The organism is Alteracholeplasma palmae J233 (assembly GCF_000968055.1).
In the GTDB taxonomy this organism is placed as follows: Bacteria; Bacillota_I; Bacilli_A; order Acholeplasmatales; family Acholeplasmataceae; genus Alteracholeplasma; species Alteracholeplasma palmae.
Genome location: NC_022538.1, coordinates 780,492 through 797,465 on the forward strand (window position 1 = coordinate 780,492; position 16,974 = coordinate 797,465).

The window sequence follows — 16,974 nt, forward strand, 5'->3', positions numbered from 1 at the left end:
CATCAGTTATAGAACTAAGGTGGTACCGCGAATTTTATTCGTCCTTAGATTAATTTCTAGGGACGTTTTTATATTTTTACAAGGAGAATAACAAAATGAAAAAAATGACAGGACAACAAATCAGAGAAACATGGTTAAATTTCTTTAAATCTAAGGGACATAAAATTGAACCATCAGCATCACTTATCCCAGTATCAGATCCAACTTTACTATGGATTAATGCTGGTGTTGCGCCACTTAAAAAATATTTTGATGGAACAGAAAAAACAGACCATGCTAGAATTACGAATGTACAAAAATGTATTCGTACTAATGACATAGACAACGTAGGAAGAACAGCACGTCACCATACCTTTTTTGAAATGTTAGGTAATTTTTCAATTGGGGATTATTTTAAAGAAGACGCAATCAAATACGGATTTGAAATACTAACAAGTGAAAAATGGTTTGGCTTTCCATTAGATAAACTGTATATGACTTATTATCCTGATGATACCCTTGCTTATGAAACATGGGTTTCGTGTGGTGTTGATCCGAGCCATTTAATTCCATTAGAAGGTAATTTCTGGGAAATTGGAGCTGGCCCATCAGGACCAGATACTGAAATATTCTTTGACCGTGGAGAAGCATATGACAAAAGAGGCAAAGAACTTATAGAACAAGATTTAGAAAATGAAAGATTTATTGAAATATGGAACATCGTATTTTCACAATATAATGCTGATCCTAGCATTCCAAGAAGCCAATATAAAGAATTACCAAACAAAAATATTGATACAGGAGCTGGGTTAGAAAGATTTGCTTGTGTACTACAAGGTACAAAAACAAACTTTGAAACAGACCTTTTCTACCCAATCATTCTTGAAACTGAAAAATTATCTCATGTTAAATACGAAGGGCAAATGGCTTATAAAGTGATTGCTGATCATATTAAAACATTGACATTTGCGATTAGTGATGGAGCTGTTTTATCTAACGAAGGGCGTGGCTATGTTTTACGTAGAGTTTTACGTCGTGCAGTTAAATACGGTAGAAGTATTGGATTAAATGAACCATTCTTATACCAATTAGTCGATACAGTTGTAGAAATGATGAAAGATTTTTATCCGAATTTAGTACAAACTAAAGAGATAGTTAAAAAGATAGTTAAAAAAGAAGAAGAAAAATTCTTTGAAACGATTAGTGATGGAGAAAAACACCTATTATCATCTATTGAAAACAATCAATTATCAGGAGAGGCAGCATTTAAACTTTATGATACTTATGGTTTTCCTATTGAACTTACACTAGAATACGCAGAAGAAAATCATATTACAGTTGATTTAGAAGGTTTTAAACAAGCATTAGAAGAACAAAAAATGCGTTCACGTAACGCAAGAACACAAAATGAAGGAATGAAGAGTCAAGAAGAAGCTTATATTAACTTTAAAGAAAAATCTAAATTTGTTGGATATAATACTTTAGAAGTTGAAACTAAAGTCATTAAAGTCTTTCCTTCTGGCATAGTTTTAGAAGAAACACCCTTTTATGCAACAATGGGTGGACAAGTATTTGATAAAGGTACCATTAATGGTTTAGTTGTGACAAATGTTACAAAACTACCAAATGGACAATACCTACATGAAGTAGAAGGCGAATTTAATGAAAATGATGATGTTTTAGCAATTGTTTCAAAAGATACAAGAAACTTAGTTTCATCAAACCATACAGCAACCCATCTGCTTCACCAAGCAATTAAAGATACTATTGGTAGCCACTCTCACCAACAAGGATCACAAGTAACTAAAGATTTATTAAGATTTGACGTGAATCATTTTGATAAGATTACAGAAGAAGATATTTTAGCAATTGAAAAAATTGTTAACAATCATATCAAACTAAAAGAAACTGTTATTACAAAAGAAATGAATATTAATGATGCTAAAAAATTAGGGGCACAAGCTCTATTTAGTGAAAAATATGGTGATGTAGTAAGAGTCGTTAATATCAATGGTTATTCAATTGAATTATGTGGTGGAACACATGTTACTAACACTTCTGAAATTGAACAATTTGCGATTACATCAGTAGAATCTATTGGTTCAGGTATTTATCGTTTTGAAGGTGTTACTAAAAATGTTGAACCACTTATTTTAAATACATTAAAAAACACATTAGCTGATATTAATGAATTGATTCAAAAAGCTAAACGATTAGAAAGCCAAACTTATAAATTTAATGAAAAAACTTTACCAGAATTAATAGGCAGTTATAAAGATATTCTTAACTATAGAAATTATTTAGAAGAGCTTAAAAATGATGTTAAAAACTTTGAAAAAGAAGTATCACTCAAAGAAACACAAAAAATATTAGAAAATGCTTCAGACTTTATTCCTAAAGATCCAAAAGCTAAAATGGTTATCAAAATAACAAAATCTATGGATATGTCTACATTAAAACAATTAATTGATGTAATTTATGATAAAATAAAGGCAGATGTGCTATTTGTTGTTCATGTTGATTTAGATAAAGCAACATTTATTGCCAAAAGTAATCAAAATAACGCAGGCACTCTCATTAAATTAGCAGCGTCATTAACAAATGGTTCTGGAGGTGGGAAACCTACTTTAGCCCAAGGTGGAACAAAAGACTTAACCAATTTAGAAAATGCCTTACTAGAAGTAGAAAAAGCTTTATGAAAAAATATTTAGGACTAGATTTAGGAACTAAAACGTTAGGAGTTGCAATCTCTGAAACAGGAATTATTGCAAGTAACTTAACTACCTTAAGATTTTTAGAAGATGACTATGATGATGCAATTACACAATTGATTTCTTTAATCAATGAAAGAAAAATAGATGTTATTGTATTAGGCTATCCTAAACATATGAACAATGATATCGGAGTTCGTGGTAAAATTAGTGAAGAATTCAAAGAAAAACTAGTTTCTAGACATCCAATAGAAGTTGTTTTATGGGATGAAAGACTATCAACAAAAACAGCATTACGTATGCTAAGTGATAATAAAAAGAAAAAGGAAAAACAAAGAGCCTTAAAAGATGAAATGGCAGCCGCTGTGATCTTACAAGGATATCTCGATTTTAAAGGAGCTTAAAATGAAAGAAGAAAAATTAAGTATTATTAGAGATGATGAAGAAACATTAGCAACTATTTTATTCACATATAATAATGATGATAAAAACTATGTTGTATTTGAATTTGATGATACAAAAGAAATTAGCGCTGCAATCTATGAAGAAAACGATAATGATGAAGGTATTTTAGTGGATATTGAAACGGATGAAGAATGGGATATGATCGATAAAGTATTAGACAAATACTTTGATGAGTTAGAAGCAGAATTAGACGAAGAAGAGTTTGATGAAGAATAAAATACAAGTTTTACAAGAAATGAAAAGCTACGCAGAAACAAATGATGTTCCTATCATTTGTGATGAGGGGCTTTCATTTTTGTTAAAGACGATAAAAGAAAATAATGTAAAAAGTATTCTAGAAATCGGAACTGCGATTGGCTATAGTGCTCTTTTAATGAGTGAGCCTGATATTAAAGTAGATACCATTGAAAGAGACCTTAAACGATATCAGGAAGCAAGCCAATTTCTTAAACCATTAGATTACCCTATACATCTAATTTACGCAGATGCCCTTTTATATGATGGGCCGCTTAATCAATACGACTTGATTTTTATTGATGCCGCAAAGGCCCAATATGAAAAATTTTTCAATAAATACCAACACTATTTAAAACCTAATGGAATCATTGTGTGTGATAATTTAAACTTTCATAATTTAACACCAGAAATGGTTTCAAGAAATACAAGACAACTGTTAAGAAAAATTAATGGATTTAAAGATTTTTTAACAGAAAATAGTTTATATGAAACAACCTTTTATAATGTAGGTGATGGCATGAGTATTTCTAGGAGAAAAGAAGGACAACAATGAAAATTTTAACAACAATTTATAGTAAAGAAGCGCTCATTGAAAATAAAGACTACCTAGATGGTATCATCACTGGAAATGAAGTATATGCCACTAGATTAACCCATAGTTTTGAGTTAGATGAAATACTTGAAATCATAGATATAGCTAATAGGCTTCATAAAGAATGTTTCATTACCCTTAATCAAATGTACACTAATGAACACTTAGAAGAAGTAAGTCAATTTATTGATAAACTACCAATTGATAAAATCACAGGCTATATCATCGCTGATATAGGTGTTTATATGATATTAAAGGATAAGAACTTACACAATAAAGCTATTTATAATCCAGAAACATTACTTACTAATTATTTTGATTTTAACTACTTAGCAGAAACAGGTATTTTTGGAGGCTTTGTGGCAAAAGAAATTACATTAGAAGATATCAAAATTATTAATAAGAATAAAAAGACACATACCTTTATGGTAGGTCATGGGCATTTAAACATGTTTTATTCAAAAAGAAAACTGCTTAAAAACTACGCTGACTACTTAAATAGTAAAGAAGACTTTAAAGATAAACAAGATTTACTGATTATAGAAGAAAAAAGAAAAGATGATCCATATCCAGTATTAGAAGATTATGCTGGAACACATGTTTTTAGAAGTAAAGTTTTTTCAAGTTTAGAAGAATTAAGTGAGATTAAAAAAGCAATTGATTATCTTGTGATAGACACAATCTTTAAAGATGATGCATACTTAAAACTCATATTACCAATGTATTATGATAATCAAATAAATAAAGAAACGATTGACCAATTACAGTCTAAATACAATGAATCCTGGGATAAAGGATTCCTATTTAATAAGACTTTTTATAAGAGGTAAGAAAATGACGGAATTATTAGCCCCCGCTGGGGATTTAGAAAAATTAAAAATTGCTTTATTATATGGAGCTGACGCAGTATTTATAGGTGGACAACAGTTTTCACTAAGAGCACGTGCCTCTAATTTTACTGTAGATGACATAAAAGAAGCTACTACTTTCGCCCACAATTTAAATAAAAAAGTATATGTAACAACTAATATTATTCCTCATCATGAAGATATGCATGATTTAATTGAGTATTTACAAGCATTAGAAGAAGCTAAAGTAGATGCAATCATCGCAGCTTCTCCATATATTGTGGATACTGCATTAAAACATACAAACTTAGAAGTACATATATCTACTCAGCAATCAGCACTAAATACGCAAACAGTTCAATTTTGGACTGAAAAAAAGGCAAGCCGAGTTGTGTTAGGCCGTGAATTAACAGTAGAAGAAATCAAAGGTATTACAAGTAGTACCGATACTGAAATAGAAGTTTTCATTCATGGTGGTATGTGCATGTCTTATTCTGGAAGATGTAGTTTATCAGATAATATGACAGGTCGTGATGCTAATAGAGGTGGATGTGCCCACTCATGTCGCTGGAATTATGATTTAAAAGAAAATAATGAAAGTTTTTCTGAAGAAGTGCCATTTTCTATGTCTTCTAAAGACTTAGAGGCAGTTCATCAAATTACAAAACTAATAGACGCAAATGTATCTTCTTTAAAAATTGAAGGAAGAATGAAGAGTCTACATTATATCGCGACTGTTGTTTCTACTTATAGACAAATGATTGATGAGTATGTACATACAAAAGAAATCAAAGACTACGAATATTATGTTAAAAGATTAAAAAAAGCTGAAAATAGATTAGCTTCATCAGGTTTCTTAGAAGGTGTACCAGGAGTTGAACAACAACTTTATCAAATGAGAAGTGAAAAACCTAGTCAAAACTTCATAGGGATAGTATTAGCTTACGATGAAAAAACTCAAACAGCTTTGGTAGAACAAAGAAATTATTTTGAAGTTGGCACAGAAGTCGAAGTAATGAGCCATGAAGAACCTGAAAAATACTTTAAAATAGAAAAAATGACTGATTTAGATGGAAATGATCTTGATATTGCAAGAAGACCAAAGGAACAACTTTTAATTCATACAAATATTAAGTTACATCCATACGATCTTATAAGATGTCTATAACTAAGTATTACTTAATTGATGGCGAGCACATTGAATGCCAAATTGAGTATAAGAAAATTAAAAACGCATATATTAGACTTAAAAATAACATTTTATATGTTAGTGCTAATAAGTATATTAAAATAGAAGATATTGATCGCTTTGTTATAGAAAAATATCCCTTACTTAAGAATAAAATGGACAAAAAAGTTCATACAGAAAAGTATCAACTTTGGGGTAAAGTTCTAAGCGAAGATGAATTTTACTTAAAAAACGGATTAAAAATATCAGATAAAAATTACTATCTCATATTAAAAAATGAAGTTAGGTTAAAAACAGAAGAAATATTTGAAAAAATAAGTTCTAATTTACAAAAACTTGGATTAAACAAAGTACCTTTTATCTACAAGAAATTAACTGCTAAATACGGTAGTTGTCACATTGTAAAAAAAGAAATTACTTTAAACATATTCTTAGCTAAAATAGATCCTATCTATTTAGAATATGTGATATATCATGAGTATGCTCATTTAATTGTTCCAAATCACTCACAAAAGTTTTATCATGTATTAGATCAATTAATGGCAAATCACAAGGAAATTGAAAAAGAATTAAAGAAGATACCAATTATATTTTAAAATTATGTTATAATATATAGGATATTTAAGGAGGCATTTTTATGGCAGTGAAAAAAGTATACGAACTTACCCAAGCGGGTGTAGATAAGTTAAAAGAAGAATTAATAGAATTAAAAGATGTAAAAAGAAAAGAAAATCTTGAAGCTTTAAAGGAAGCTAGAGAACAAGGGGATTTATCAGAAAATGCTGATTACGATGCTGCTAGAAATGAACAAGCACGTATTGAATCAAGAATTCTTGAAATTGATACAATCTTAAAAAATCTTAAAATTATCAAAACATCAGATGATGCATCTGTAAATATTGGTAAAGTAGTTAAATTAAAATTTGTTGAAAAAAACCAAATTAAAGAATTTCATCTAGTAGGTACAATCGAAACTGATCCAATAACTGGCAAAATTTCTATTGAATCACCACTAGGAAAAAGTATTAAAGGTCATGAAAAAGGCGAAACAGTTCTAGTTAAATCTGAAACTGGTAGAAACTTCCACGTTGAAATATTAGAAGTAGCTTAAACATGGCGATATATAATAAATGCATTCCTTTAGCGTACTATGCATCAATATATGAAATTCCGTACCAAAGTTATAAACAACAAGGAATTAATGCCTTGTTTTTTGACTTGGATAATACAATTATTAGTTATGAAGAAACTGAACTAACTACTGAGCATGTAGAATTTTTACAAAAATTAGAAAAAGATTTTAAAGTCGTTATTGTATCTAACGCAAGATCTTCTAGAGTTTTAACAGCTATTAAGGGACAGTTTTCATATGTCTATTTATCAAAAAAGCCTTTTAAAGGCGGCTATAAAAAGGCCTTAAAATTAGCTTCTGTCAATCCAGATGAAGTCCTCATGATAGGAGATCAACTCATGACAGATGTTTATGGGGCAAGTAGAATGAAGATAAAGGCTGTATTAGTAAAAGCTGTTAAAAGAAAAAGTGATCATTTCTTTACAAGGCTTAATAGAAAAATAGAAAAACTTGTTCTTAAGAAAATAAAAGCAAAAGAGCCTCTAATTTATAAAGAAAGGTTAGAAGACTATGTCAACGGAAACTAAATGTCTGGGTTGTGGCAGTATTTTACAAAATAGTGATAAAACAATGCCAGGCTATGTAGAAAACCTTGAAGCAACTTATTGCAAGTCATGTTATCAACTTAAAAATTACGGCATAGCAACCGATCACTTTCACCCAGAAAGTCTACCAGAACTAAAAAGTAAGTCTCTAATTGTTATGGTAAGTTCAGTGATGCACTTAGATATGCTTTTTTCATATCGTGTGGATAGATATTACCCAAATGAAAAATATCTATACATTATCAATCAAATGGATTTGCTTCCAGAAAGTACTAATTTAGATTACTTAATGGATCAGATTGTTAGAAAAGCAAGAAAAAACAAAATACCATATGAAGATATCGTATTTATGTCAGCCCTTAAAAAAGAAGATATAAGCTCTCTAGAAGATTATTTATTAAGTTACAAAGAAAAAATATTTATTTACTAGGGGTACAAAACAGTGGTAAAACTACTATCTTTAAAGCTCTTACTCATAATACAACAGCTTTAAACATGAAAAAAGCTGCCTTGACTCAAACAGCTTTACAAGAAAAATTTCATGATAAAATTTTATGGGATATGCCAGGGTTATTTCAAATGGGTTATTTACATCAAATTATGCCCTATGAAAAATATAAGACCATTTTACCAGAAAAAGTACTTAGACCTACTATTTATCAATTAAATGCGACTCAAGCGATCATTATTGATGGTTTGATAGCTATTAATTATATCAAAGGTGAAAAACAATCATTTGTTTTCTATTTTAATCAAATAATTAAGTACCATAAGACAAATGTATTAAAAGTACCCATTTTATTTGACAAAAAAGAAATTAAGTTTAATCACTATGCAGATAGCTATGAAACGAAAATATTTAAATTAGATAAAGAGATTAAATACCAAGTGACATTTGCGGATATGGGGATATTACATCTTTTAGGACCAGCTACAATTGAAGTAGTACATGCTAAAAATATGCATGTTACTCTAATGGAGGCAATGTTTAAATGATTTTAGAAATTAGAAAAGCAGTAGAAGAGAAACTAGAAAAACACCCAGAAAGACTTAAGCATGTTCTAGGAGTATATGAAATGGCGACAAAACTCGCAGAACATTACAATCAAGAAGTTGAGCCAATTCAGATTGCTGCTTTATTTCATGATTACTCTAAGTATGATGACTTAGTTGATCAAATTAGATATATAGATTTAAAATTAGTAAAAAAATATAGTGAAACACCTGTTATGTATCATGCACTAGCTGCTGCAGCATTACTAGAATATCGCTATGATATTAAAAACAAAGAAATCCTAAGCGCTATTAGAAAACACGTATGGGGCGATGAAAATATGTCTATGGCAGATAAAATTGTTCTTATCAGTGATAAAATAGAATTAGGCAGAACATACCCTAAAGTAGAACACTTTAGAAACTTAGCATTTACAGATATTGACCAAGCAATTTATGAGTTTTTAGTAGATAATATTTCTTATAATAAACAACAAGGAAATAAAATACACGATGAGCAATATTTAGTAATTGAGAAAATAAAGGAGCAGTTAGATGACAAAACTAGAACAGACAATTAAAATTTTAGATGATTTAAATGTAAAAGAACTTGTAGCATATGATTTTGAAAAAACTTCACCTTTCTATGATTATTTTGTTATAGCTACTGTCAATGATAGACAGTCTATGGCAGCTTTTAGCCATTTTAAAAAAGAAATGACAGAAGATGTTAAAAATGTAGAAGGAAAAGATAGTGGTTGGGCATTAATTGACTTAGGAGATATTATTGTTCATTTATTTAAAGAAGAAGAAAGAAAATTCTATAATTTTGATACAAGATTATTAGGTGTGAAAAAAGTATACTAATGTTTGCATATTACTATGATCAACTGATGGAAGATATTGACTATGAAAGTATTTTAGAGCCAATTATTCCTTATTTAAATAAAGAAGATCTTATTTTAGATGCAGGATGCGGAACAGGACATATTTTAAATTACTTAAGAAACACAGGATTTTTATATGCTAAGGGAATTGATAATGATGAAAATATGTTATCTGTTGCAGGCAAGAAAATAAACAAGGAAGATGTTTTATACTATCATGATTTAAATGAAGTACTTCCGATGCAGTTTGATAAAATACTGATGTTGTTTGATGTGACTAATTACTTTGAAGATATTGAGATTATTTTTTCTAATATTTATCAAGGACTTAAAGATAATGGGTTATTTATCTTTGATATTTATAAGATAGAGTATTTAGAAATTATGAAAAACTATCAAGAAGAAGATGAATATCCTTTTTCTTACAAGTGGCATACTCAGTCAAAAAACCACATTCTCTCACATGATTTTTCTACACACAATTATAAATTAGAATTTAAACAATATTTATATGAAACAAGTTATTACGAAAAGATATTAAAAAAACTAGGATTTAAATTTAAAAAAATTTCAGGGAATGACGAAAGAAAAGAATATTACATTTGTAATAAGTAAAATGCCTCTTTGACTACTAGTATAGGTAGTGAAGGAGGTTTTTTTAATGAAAAAGGCATCATTGATTTTATTATTATGTCTCATATTTTTTATTACTTTTAAAAAGGAAGAACAACCCCAAAAAATTATTTTGCCGAATACAATAAAGGTTGAAATTACAGGTGGTGTAGTTATTCCTGGTATCTATGAACTTAAACAAACAGATACAATAGCTGTACTTATCAATTTAGCTCATGGGTTTATGCCTGATGCAGATATAAAAATGGTAGATTTAAACGAGATAATTAAAAATAAAAAATATCATATTCCGTTTAAGAAAAGTGAAGTAGAAAAAAATTATAAATATGATCTTAATTCAATTTCTTATGATGAATTACTTAGTTTGGGCATCAAAGAAAATAGAGCTTTAGAAATTATTATATACAGAAAAAATAAGCCTTTTGAAACACTAGAAGAGTTGCTAAATATTAAAGGAATTGGTGAAAAAACTCTTGAAAAGATTAAAGACTATTTTTACATTAGATGATCTACACTTATATTTGTTATTTGTTACGATATTTATTTTAATGATACACTATTATTTATTTGTTTTTATCATGCTATGGACACTCATAAAAGTTAGAAAAAATAAAAACATCATAATAGCTTTTATTATTCTTTCATTTATTATCATAACTATTTATATCTTTATAGTAAAAATTAATTTCTTAAAATATGGAATGATCATCGAAATAAATAAAAATGAATATTACAATCAATATGCAGTAAAGCTGTTATTTAAAAAAATAGATGTAATGAGCAAAACTGAATTTGATATCGGCGATGTAATTAAAGTAAGTGGCAAAATAATACAATATGAAAAAGAACTTAATCCTAGAGGGTTTAATCAGAAGTACTTTCATCTTGGCAATCAAGTGATTGGCTATATAAAGACAAATGAGATCATAAAAATAGGCAGTTTTAAACTTTTTAGAGTAAGGGAGTATACACAAGACTTTTCAAAAAATGAATATATTTCATATATGTTATTATTTTATATTTATTATAAAGTAGTAGACAAGATTTGTTACTATTTTGATTTAGAGGAAAGATATCAAAATATCGTTTATTTAGTTTTGACCATTGTATTGATGATTCTTTTTAAAATGCATTATTATTTAGAATTTAAATTAATTTTACTTGGAATTAAAATAAAGTGTGGAAACATACTTTCTTACCATGAAAAAAATAATTTAGCTTTTATAATACTTATCTTATATCAACCCACATATATTTTAAATCAAGGGTTCATTGTTTATTTAATTATCAAAACACTATTAGGATTGACTCAAAATAAAAAAATTATCATATTAACCCTAATCCCATTTATTTTATACTGGAATCAGTCTTTTAGTTTATATGACTTACTTAATTTAAGTTACAGAAATCTAAAGGCGATTTTATACCCTATTCAGTTTTTTTGGAAAGACTACTCAAATAGTCACATGCTTCATTATCTATCTATGACTAAACTTCAATTAGAATCTATTAGGTTCATCTATTTTAAACCTAATGAAGTCTATTTTATAGGTTATTTTAGTAGTCTTATTTTCATTTTTAAGCATAAAAAGATAAGAATAAGACAAATATATACACTTATCCTTTTACTGATGATAGTAATGATTAAATATATAATCATTGATCTTAATAATAATTGGGTTGTATTTTTAGATGTCGGACAAGGAGATACGGCAGTTATGAAAAAAAATCATCAGATTATTGTGGTAGATGCATTTGATCAAAGTATTGATTTTTTAAAGACTAATGGCATAAGTAAAGTAGATTATCTTATCTTAACGCACTCAGACTTAGACCATATTAAAAATGCCCAGAAAATGATAGATCAATTTAAAGTAGAAACACTTATTGTAAGTTTCTATGATAATGGATATGATATTCATCATAATAATGTGATAAAAATCAAAGATTATATGTATCATGAAAAAACAGAAATAACATTTTTTGGTCCTTTTGAAAAATTAGAAAGTAAAAACAATAATTCAGTTTGTTTTAAAATAAAGATTAATAATAAAACAATTCTATTTACAGGTGATATAGAAAAAGAAGCGGAAAAGAACTATATAAAAAGATATGGTAACAACTTAAAAGCTAATTTATTGAAAGTTGCCCACCATGGATCTAATACATCATCAACAATGGAATTTATAAACTACGTCAACCCTAGTCATGCAATTATCTCAGTAGGAAAAAATAATACTTATGGCTTACCGGATATCGATGTTATTAATAGCCTAAAGAAAAAAGGAATTAAAGTATTTATCACATCAGAAAATCACGCGGTCACATATAATTATAAAATATTTAAAAATGATATAAATTGAGAAAGACTCAAACAAGGCTATTAAATATGACACAAATTTAGTATAATAACTTGTGAAAGGGAGTTGTGTTATGAAAGAACGTATATATACTATTTTTGGTAAACAATTTTTCTTCGTAGAAAAAAAATTAGAAACTATGTTAACTGAATATAAAAATAAAGAGGTAGATATTATTAAGTATGATCTTGATGATTCTCCAATAGAAGAGCTGATTCAAGAACTACAAACAATTTCCTTTTTTTCGGATGAAAAAATTATTATCGTGAAAAACTTTGAAAAAATAGATCAAAAAAAAGAAGTCAAATTAAAAAAGTTATTGACTATCTAAAAAAACCAAGTGAAGATATTAAATTAATCTTTCTTTCATCTAATTTGGAAGATACCAATGATTTAATACTGGCTCTTAAAAAATACACATATATAGATACCGTTGAGACTTTAGAAAAAGAACAGTATCCTGAGTATATTAAAAGAGTTTTAAAAAATGAAGGGTTTATAATTGATGATATTGCCGCAAACGAACTATCTATTAGAGTCGATTATGATTTATATGCACTAGATTTGGAAATCAATAAGTTAAAACTATATAGCTATGATACTAAAAAAATAACAATTGAACTTATCAAAGAGCTAGTTAGTAAAAACTTAGAAGATAATATATATGAATTAACAAAATTAGTTTTAGAAGAAAAAATAGAAAAAGCACATGAAGTTTTTAAAGACTTAATGCAAACCAATGAAGAGCCTTTAAGAATTATTAATCAATTAGGACAAAGGGTTCGTGAATTAATGTATGCTAAAGATTTATTAAATCAGCATTATAACCAAGAACAAATTGCACAATATTTTAATTATAAAAAAGGTAGAGCCTATTTTTTAATTAAAGACGCAAAAGTTGTTAAACAAGAAAAATTAGAATACTTATTATCAAGCTTATCACAATTAGATTTTAAAATAAAATCAGGAAATATTGACAAAAAAATAGGACTTGAATTACTAATACTAGGGAGTGTATAAAATGTTAAAAAATAACAAAGTACTTATATTCGATTTTGAAACAAGTGGGCTAAGCCCACAAGATAGCCAAGTAATAGAAATTGGTGCAGTATTACTAGAAGAAAAAAATAATACTTATGTTGTCTCAAAAGAACTTAATCTATTAGTCACAGCAGACAAACCTTTACCAGCTAAAATAGTAGAAATCACAAATATCACAGATGAAATGTTACTAAGAGATGGTGTAGAACCAAAAGAAGCATTTAGACAATTATCATCAATGATTGATGAACAAACGCTTTTGGTGGCATATAACATTCAATTTGATTTAAGTTTCTTACAAAAAATGTATCAAGATTTTTATGAACCAAGTTATAAAATAAAAAATGACATCTTAGATGTCATGGTAGTTTATAAAGATAGAAACGAATTTCCTCATAGATTAGAAAACGCAGTAGCAAAATATAAAGTCAGTGTTTTAAGCACGCATAGAGCATTAGATGATGTATACGCAACATACGAGGTTTTAAAAGCACTTAAAGCAGAAAAGCCAGTCATTAAACACTATGTAAATAAAATAGGCTATAATCCTAAATACGGTGTATCTGGTATCAAATTGCCACATGTTACTTATATTCCACAATACGGAAATAGATTAGAAGTAGAAAAAGCATAAAAAAAATACATCCTAGGATGTATCTTATAGGTTATTAACCAATTTTGTTAAACTAGATTTATGTCTTGCAACAAAGTTTGTATGATAAATGCCTTTTGATTGCCCTTTATCTAATTTCTTATGAGCAACTGCTAAAGAAGATACTGCTTTATCTTTATCAGATGCAGCTACTGCTAGATGAACTTCTTTAATAGCAGTCTTCACAGATGATTTGAAAGAAGCATTACTTAGACGACGTTTTTCATTTGTTTTGTTACGTTTGATTTGTTGTTTGATATTAGCCACAACTTCACCTCCTAATTACCACAACTATTGTATCAAACCGCATACAAAATTGCAACAGTTTTCGCATTTTAATGGTAAAATAGTTATATTGATATGAGGTGTAGAGATGACAACAGCAAATAAAATAACAATTTTTAGAGTATTTTTAATTCCAGTCATGTTAATTTTAATCTATATTCCAGGATTAGAACAAGAAATTGGATTCTTAGATTTAAAATTAGCACGACTTTTATTTACAATAATTTTCATTATTGCATCATTAACAGACTTCCTAGATGGATATATTGCTAGAAAGTATAAACAAATTACTACATTTGGAAAATTCTTAGATCCACTTGCAGATAAAGTGTTAGTATTAACAGCATTTTTATATTTAATGATTTTAATGCCTGATAGAGTAACCGTATGGGCAGTAATGATTGTAATCATTAGAGAATTTATGGTAACAGGTATCAGACTACTTGCGGTAGAAAAAGGTGTAGTTATAGCTGCCTCTAAATACGGTAAGCTAAAAACAGCAACCACTATGGTAGCGTTAATTTGGTTATTATTTAATGATTTTGGGCTACCTGCAATCATAGGTGATATTCTTTTCTATCTAGCAATTATATTAACAGTAGTTTCTGGATTAGAATATTTCTTTAAAAATAAAAAAGTTATCTTAGAGAGTGTATAAAAGTAAAAACAATAATTTTCACTATAATAAAGTAGAGGTGTAAAAATGGCAGACGAGAAAAAACAAAAAGCATTAGAAGCTGCAATGAAAGAAATTGAAAAACAATTTGGTAAGGGTTCAATTATGAAACTAGATTCAGGAGTTGACCATACAATTGAAGCAATTTCTACAGGATCATTATCATTGGATATTGCTATGGGAATAGGTGGATATCCAAAAGGAAGAATCATAGAAGTTTATGGACCAGAAAGTTCAGGAAAAACTACTTTAACACTTCATGCAATAGCAGAAGCACAAAAAGCGGGTGGATATGTTGCATTTATTGATGCAGAACATGCCTTAGATCCTAAATATGCTAAAGCATTAGGTGTTGATATAGATAATTTACTTTTATCTCAACCTGATACAGGTGAACAAGCATTAGAAATCGCAGAAGCTCTAATTAGAAGCGGTAGCGTTGATTTAATTGTTATTGACTCTGTAGCGGCATTGGTTCCAGAAGCAGAAATCAATGGAGATATGGGAGACTCACATGTTGGGCTACATGCAAGAATGATGAGCCAAGCAATGAGAAAGCAATCAGGTATTATATCTAAATCAAATACAGTAGTCATTTATATTAACCAAATTAGAGAAAAAGTTGGCGTTATGTTTGGTTCACCTGAAACAACAACAGGTGGACGTGCCCTTAAATTCTTCTCATCAGTAAGATTAGAAATTAGAAGAGCAGAAGCAATCAAAGAAGGAACCGACATAGTTGGTATCAAATCTAATGTAAAAGTAGTTAAATCAAAAGTGGCACCACCTTTAAAAGTAGCTTCAGTAGATATCATGTATGGTAAAGGTATTTCAAAAGTTGGTGAAGTTTTAGATCTAGCAACTGAATTAGAATTAATCCAAAAAAGCGGTGCATGGTATGCATATAACGAAGAAAAAATTGGACAAGGTAGAGAAAATGCTAAAACATACCTTTTAAATCATCCAGAAATATATGAATTACTTGAAAAACAAATTAGAGAACATTATTTAGCTAAATAAGATGGGATAAAACCCATCTTTTTTTATAAAAAAAACTAGTGATTAACTAGCTTTAAAGGTTTTAATACTTATATTTTGTAAATCTGCTTTTAAGAAAAATGTTTGATTTTCAAAACTTGAATTCTTGTAAGTTAATGCAATATATAAATCAGGTCTTTTTACACTGATAAAGGCTAAAGTTGTTGTTGGATGCATAAAATTATAATCAATTGAAACACGTTTACTGTAAGAAGAAGAATTATTTTTTTCAACTAAATCTTTATCTAAAAGGGAATTTTTATTATCTATCCATTGAGTTTGAAGCACAAACTGTGCTTTAAGATTAGTAACATCAGACTGTTTTTTATCAATGTAACTATTAAATAAATAGTTACCGCCTACTAAAGTTTCTACTTCTTTTTCATCTTTTGTAGTAATAGACTTTTTAGGTGTTGTAATTCTATCTGGTTCAACAACAAAAGTGAAATCGCCTAAATCTACTTCAAATGTGTTAGAATCCTCGTGATAAGTTAGATTTCTAAAGTTAGAAGAAACTAACTCTTCATTAAAAGTTACTTTGTTATACTTTAAATAATTTCCTAAATAAAGAAAAGTTAAAAAAACTACCGGAACAATAATGACAAAAAAAACAACGAAAATAATTAATCTATATTGATATAAGTTGTTTAAAAATTTGTTGCTTGAAATTTGTTTTCTCATAAAATACCCCAATCCTATATAAAACTATAA

The 16,974-nt window shown here is 28.4% G+C and carries 23 protein-coding genes and 1 other annotated feature (1 of these 24 cut by a window edge); of the genes, 21 read left to right on the plus strand and 2 right to left on the minus strand.

Annotation, left to right across the window (positions count from 1 at the left end):
- Window positions 1–49, plus strand: a binding site (T-box leader) (it extends 142 nt beyond the left edge of the window).
- A gap of 46 nt (window positions 50–95) precedes the next feature.
- The 19 genes from alaS to BN854_RS03590 all read left to right on the plus strand — a co-directional run bounded on the left by alaS (window position 96) and on the right by BN854_RS03590 (window position 14,246).
- Entirely contained in the window at window positions 96–2,678 is a 2,583-nt protein-coding gene (gene alaS / locus BN854_RS03500; RefSeq protein WP_045959744.1) for an alanine--tRNA ligase, read from the plus strand.
- Entirely contained in the window at window positions 2,675–3,094 is a 420-nt protein-coding gene (gene ruvX / locus BN854_RS03505) for a Holliday junction resolvase RuvX (RefSeq protein WP_026658584.1), read from the plus strand. The genes alaS and ruvX overlap by 4 nt, the downstream gene beginning before the upstream one ends.
- A 1-nt stretch (window position 3,095) precedes the next feature.
- Complete coding sequence (locus BN854_RS03510; RefSeq protein ID WP_026658588.1) at window positions 3,096–3,371, plus strand: DUF1292 domain-containing protein; 276 nt, start codon at window positions 3,096–3,098, stop codon at window positions 3,369–3,371.
- Window positions 3,361–3,945, plus strand: coding sequence for an O-methyltransferase (locus BN854_RS03515; RefSeq protein ID WP_026658596.1), 585 nt, complete (start codon window positions 3,361–3,363; stop codon window positions 3,943–3,945). The genes BN854_RS03510 and BN854_RS03515 overlap by 11 nt, the downstream gene beginning before the upstream one ends.
- On the plus strand, window positions 3,942–4,814 hold the full coding sequence (locus tag BN854_RS03520) for a peptidase U32 family protein (protein WP_026658604.1): 873 nt from the start codon (window positions 3,942–3,944) through the stop codon (window positions 4,812–4,814). The genes BN854_RS03515 and BN854_RS03520 overlap by 4 nt, the downstream gene beginning before the upstream one ends.
- A 4-nt stretch (window positions 4,815–4,818) precedes the next feature.
- Entirely contained in the window at window positions 4,819–6,000 is a 1,182-nt protein-coding gene (locus tag BN854_RS03525; protein WP_026658612.1) for a peptidase U32 family protein, read from the plus strand.
- Window positions 5,991–6,617: a M48 family metallopeptidase gene (locus tag BN854_RS03530; protein WP_026658622.1), complete on the plus strand. Its 627-nt coding sequence runs from the start codon at window positions 5,991–5,993 to the stop codon at window positions 6,615–6,617. Before BN854_RS03525 ends, BN854_RS03530 begins: the two co-directional genes overlap by 10 nt.
- Window positions 6,618–6,658: 41 nt before the next feature.
- Window positions 6,659–7,132: a transcription elongation factor GreA gene (gene greA / locus BN854_RS03535; RefSeq protein ID WP_026658629.1), complete on the plus strand. Its 474-nt coding sequence runs from the start codon at window positions 6,659–6,661 to the stop codon at window positions 7,130–7,132.
- A 2-nt stretch (window positions 7,133–7,134) separates the two neighbouring features.
- A complete protein-coding gene (locus tag BN854_RS03540) occupies window positions 7,135–7,680 on the plus strand; it encodes a YqeG family HAD IIIA-type phosphatase (RefSeq protein WP_026658635.1) in 546 nt (181 codons plus the stop codon).
- Window positions 7,664–8,128 (plus strand): GTP-binding protein, encoded by a 465-nt coding sequence (locus tag BN854_RS03545; protein ID WP_026658643.1) that lies wholly within the window; start codon window positions 7,664–7,666, stop codon window positions 8,126–8,128. The genes BN854_RS03540 and BN854_RS03545 overlap by 17 nt, the downstream gene beginning before the upstream one ends.
- A gap of 26 nt (window positions 8,129–8,154) precedes the next feature.
- A complete protein-coding gene (locus BN854_RS03550) occupies window positions 8,155–8,694 on the plus strand; it encodes a hypothetical protein (protein ID WP_231854666.1) in 540 nt (179 codons plus the stop codon).
- Entirely contained in the window at window positions 8,691–9,272 is a 582-nt protein-coding gene (gene yqeK, locus BN854_RS03555; protein ID WP_026658660.1) for a bis(5'-nucleosyl)-tetraphosphatase (symmetrical) YqeK, read from the plus strand. Before BN854_RS03550 ends, yqeK begins: the two co-directional genes overlap by 4 nt.
- A complete protein-coding gene (gene rsfS / locus BN854_RS03560; protein WP_026658669.1) occupies window positions 9,247–9,558 on the plus strand; it encodes a ribosome silencing factor in 312 nt (103 codons plus the stop codon). The genes yqeK and rsfS overlap by 26 nt, the downstream gene beginning before the upstream one ends.
- Complete coding sequence (locus tag BN854_RS03565) at window positions 9,558–10,193, plus strand: class I SAM-dependent DNA methyltransferase (RefSeq protein ID WP_026658673.1); 636 nt, start codon at window positions 9,558–9,560, stop codon at window positions 10,191–10,193. Before rsfS ends, BN854_RS03565 begins: the two co-directional genes overlap by 1 nt.
- 46 nt (window positions 10,194–10,239) lie before the next feature.
- Window positions 10,240–10,719 (plus strand): ComEA family DNA-binding protein, encoded by a 480-nt coding sequence (locus tag BN854_RS03570; protein WP_026658681.1) that lies wholly within the window; start codon window positions 10,240–10,242, stop codon window positions 10,717–10,719.
- A complete protein-coding gene (locus BN854_RS03575) occupies window positions 10,685–12,574 on the plus strand; it encodes a ComEC/Rec2 family competence protein (protein ID WP_045959749.1) in 1,890 nt (629 codons plus the stop codon). Before BN854_RS03570 ends, BN854_RS03575 begins: the two co-directional genes overlap by 35 nt.
- 70 nt (window positions 12,575–12,644) lie before the next feature.
- Entirely contained in the window at window positions 12,645–12,902 is a 258-nt protein-coding gene (locus tag BN854_RS08100; RefSeq protein WP_026658694.1) for a DNA polymerase III subunit delta, read from the plus strand.
- Window positions 12,890–13,591, plus strand: a complete 702-nt coding sequence (holA, locus tag BN854_RS03585; protein WP_407921730.1) for a DNA polymerase III subunit delta — start codon at window positions 12,890–12,892, stop codon at window positions 13,589–13,591. The genes BN854_RS08100 and holA overlap by 13 nt, the downstream gene beginning before the upstream one ends.
- Window position 13,592: 1 nt before the next feature.
- Window positions 13,593–14,246 carry a 3'-5' exonuclease gene (locus BN854_RS03590; RefSeq protein ID WP_026658709.1) on the plus strand — a complete coding sequence of 218 codons (654 nt, stop codon included), beginning with the start codon at window positions 13,593–13,595 and terminating at the stop codon, window positions 14,244–14,246.
- 24 nt (window positions 14,247–14,270) lie between these two features.
- Here BN854_RS03590 and rpsT read toward each other — a convergent pair whose 3' ends face one another.
- Window positions 14,271–14,531, minus strand: coding sequence for a 30S ribosomal protein S20 (gene rpsT, locus BN854_RS03595; RefSeq protein WP_026658717.1), 261 nt, complete (start codon window positions 14,529–14,531; stop codon window positions 14,271–14,273).
- A 106-nt stretch (window positions 14,532–14,637) separates the two neighbouring features.
- On the opposite strand from rpsT, the gene pgsA reads away from it, so the two are divergent.
- Window positions 14,638–15,207 (plus strand): CDP-diacylglycerol--glycerol-3-phosphate 3-phosphatidyltransferase, encoded by a 570-nt coding sequence (gene pgsA / locus BN854_RS03600; protein ID WP_026658723.1) that lies wholly within the window; start codon window positions 14,638–14,640, stop codon window positions 15,205–15,207.
- A gap of 45 nt (window positions 15,208–15,252) precedes the next feature.
- On the plus strand, window positions 15,253–16,245 hold the full coding sequence (gene recA / locus BN854_RS03605) for a recombinase RecA (RefSeq protein WP_026658728.1): 993 nt from the start codon (window positions 15,253–15,255) through the stop codon (window positions 16,243–16,245).
- A 42-nt stretch (window positions 16,246–16,287) separates the two neighbouring features.
- On the opposite strand, the gene BN854_RS03610 is transcribed toward recA, so the two are convergent.
- On the minus strand, window positions 16,288–16,944 hold the full coding sequence (locus tag BN854_RS03610) for a hypothetical protein (protein ID WP_026658731.1): 657 nt from the start codon (window positions 16,942–16,944) through the stop codon (window positions 16,288–16,290).
- Between the last annotated feature and the right edge of the window lie 30 nt (window positions 16,945–16,974).

Excerpts from the sequence above, each read along its gene's own strand:
- BN854_RS03540 (WP_026658635.1), top strand. The coding sequence starts at position 7,135 with ATGGCGATATATAATAAATGCATTCCTTTAGCGTACTATGCATCAATA.
- BN854_RS03590 (WP_026658709.1), top strand. The coding sequence starts at position 13,593 with ATGTTAAAAAATAACAAAGTACTTATATTCGATTTTGAAACAAGTGGG.
- BN854_RS03525 (WP_026658612.1), top strand. The coding sequence starts at position 4,819 with ATGACGGAATTATTAGCCCCCGCTGGGGATTTAGAAAAATTAAAAATT.
- alaS (WP_045959744.1), top strand. The coding sequence starts at position 96 with ATGAAAAAAATGACAGGACAACAAATCAGAGAAACATGGTTAAATTTC.
- BN854_RS03520 (WP_026658604.1), top strand. The coding sequence starts at position 3,942 with ATGAAAATTTTAACAACAATTTATAGTAAAGAAGCGCTCATTGAAAAT.
- BN854_RS03510 (WP_026658588.1), top strand. The coding sequence starts at position 3,096 with ATGAAAGAAGAAAAATTAAGTATTATTAGAGATGATGAAGAAACATTA.
- yqeK (WP_026658660.1), top strand. The coding sequence starts at position 8,691 with ATGATTTTAGAAATTAGAAAAGCAGTAGAAGAGAAACTAGAAAAACAC.
- recA (WP_026658728.1), top strand. The coding sequence starts at position 15,253 with ATGGCAGACGAGAAAAAACAAAAAGCATTAGAAGCTGCAATGAAAGAA.
- BN854_RS03610 (WP_026658731.1), bottom strand. The coding sequence starts at position 16,944 with ATGAGAAAACAAATTTCAAGCAACAAATTTTTAAACAACTTATATCAA.
- BN854_RS03565 (WP_026658673.1), top strand. The coding sequence starts at position 9,558 with ATGTTTGCATATTACTATGATCAACTGATGGAAGATATTGACTATGAA.
- ruvX (WP_026658584.1), top strand. The coding sequence starts at position 2,675 with ATGAAAAAATATTTAGGACTAGATTTAGGAACTAAAACGTTAGGAGTT.
- BN854_RS03545 (WP_026658643.1), top strand. The coding sequence starts at position 7,664 with ATGTCAACGGAAACTAAATGTCTGGGTTGTGGCAGTATTTTACAAAAT.
- greA (WP_026658629.1), top strand. The coding sequence starts at position 6,659 with ATGGCAGTGAAAAAAGTATACGAACTTACCCAAGCGGGTGTAGATAAG.
- BN854_RS08100 (WP_026658694.1), top strand. The coding sequence starts at position 12,645 with ATGAAAGAACGTATATATACTATTTTTGGTAAACAATTTTTCTTCGTA.
- rsfS (WP_026658669.1), top strand. The coding sequence starts at position 9,247 with ATGACAAAACTAGAACAGACAATTAAAATTTTAGATGATTTAAATGTA.
- BN854_RS03570 (WP_026658681.1), top strand. The coding sequence starts at position 10,240 with ATGAAAAAGGCATCATTGATTTTATTATTATGTCTCATATTTTTTATT.
- BN854_RS03515 (WP_026658596.1), top strand. The coding sequence starts at position 3,361 with ATGAAGAATAAAATACAAGTTTTACAAGAAATGAAAAGCTACGCAGAA.
- BN854_RS03530 (WP_026658622.1), top strand. The coding sequence starts at position 5,991 with ATGTCTATAACTAAGTATTACTTAATTGATGGCGAGCACATTGAATGC.
- pgsA (WP_026658723.1), top strand. The coding sequence starts at position 14,638 with ATGACAACAGCAAATAAAATAACAATTTTTAGAGTATTTTTAATTCCA.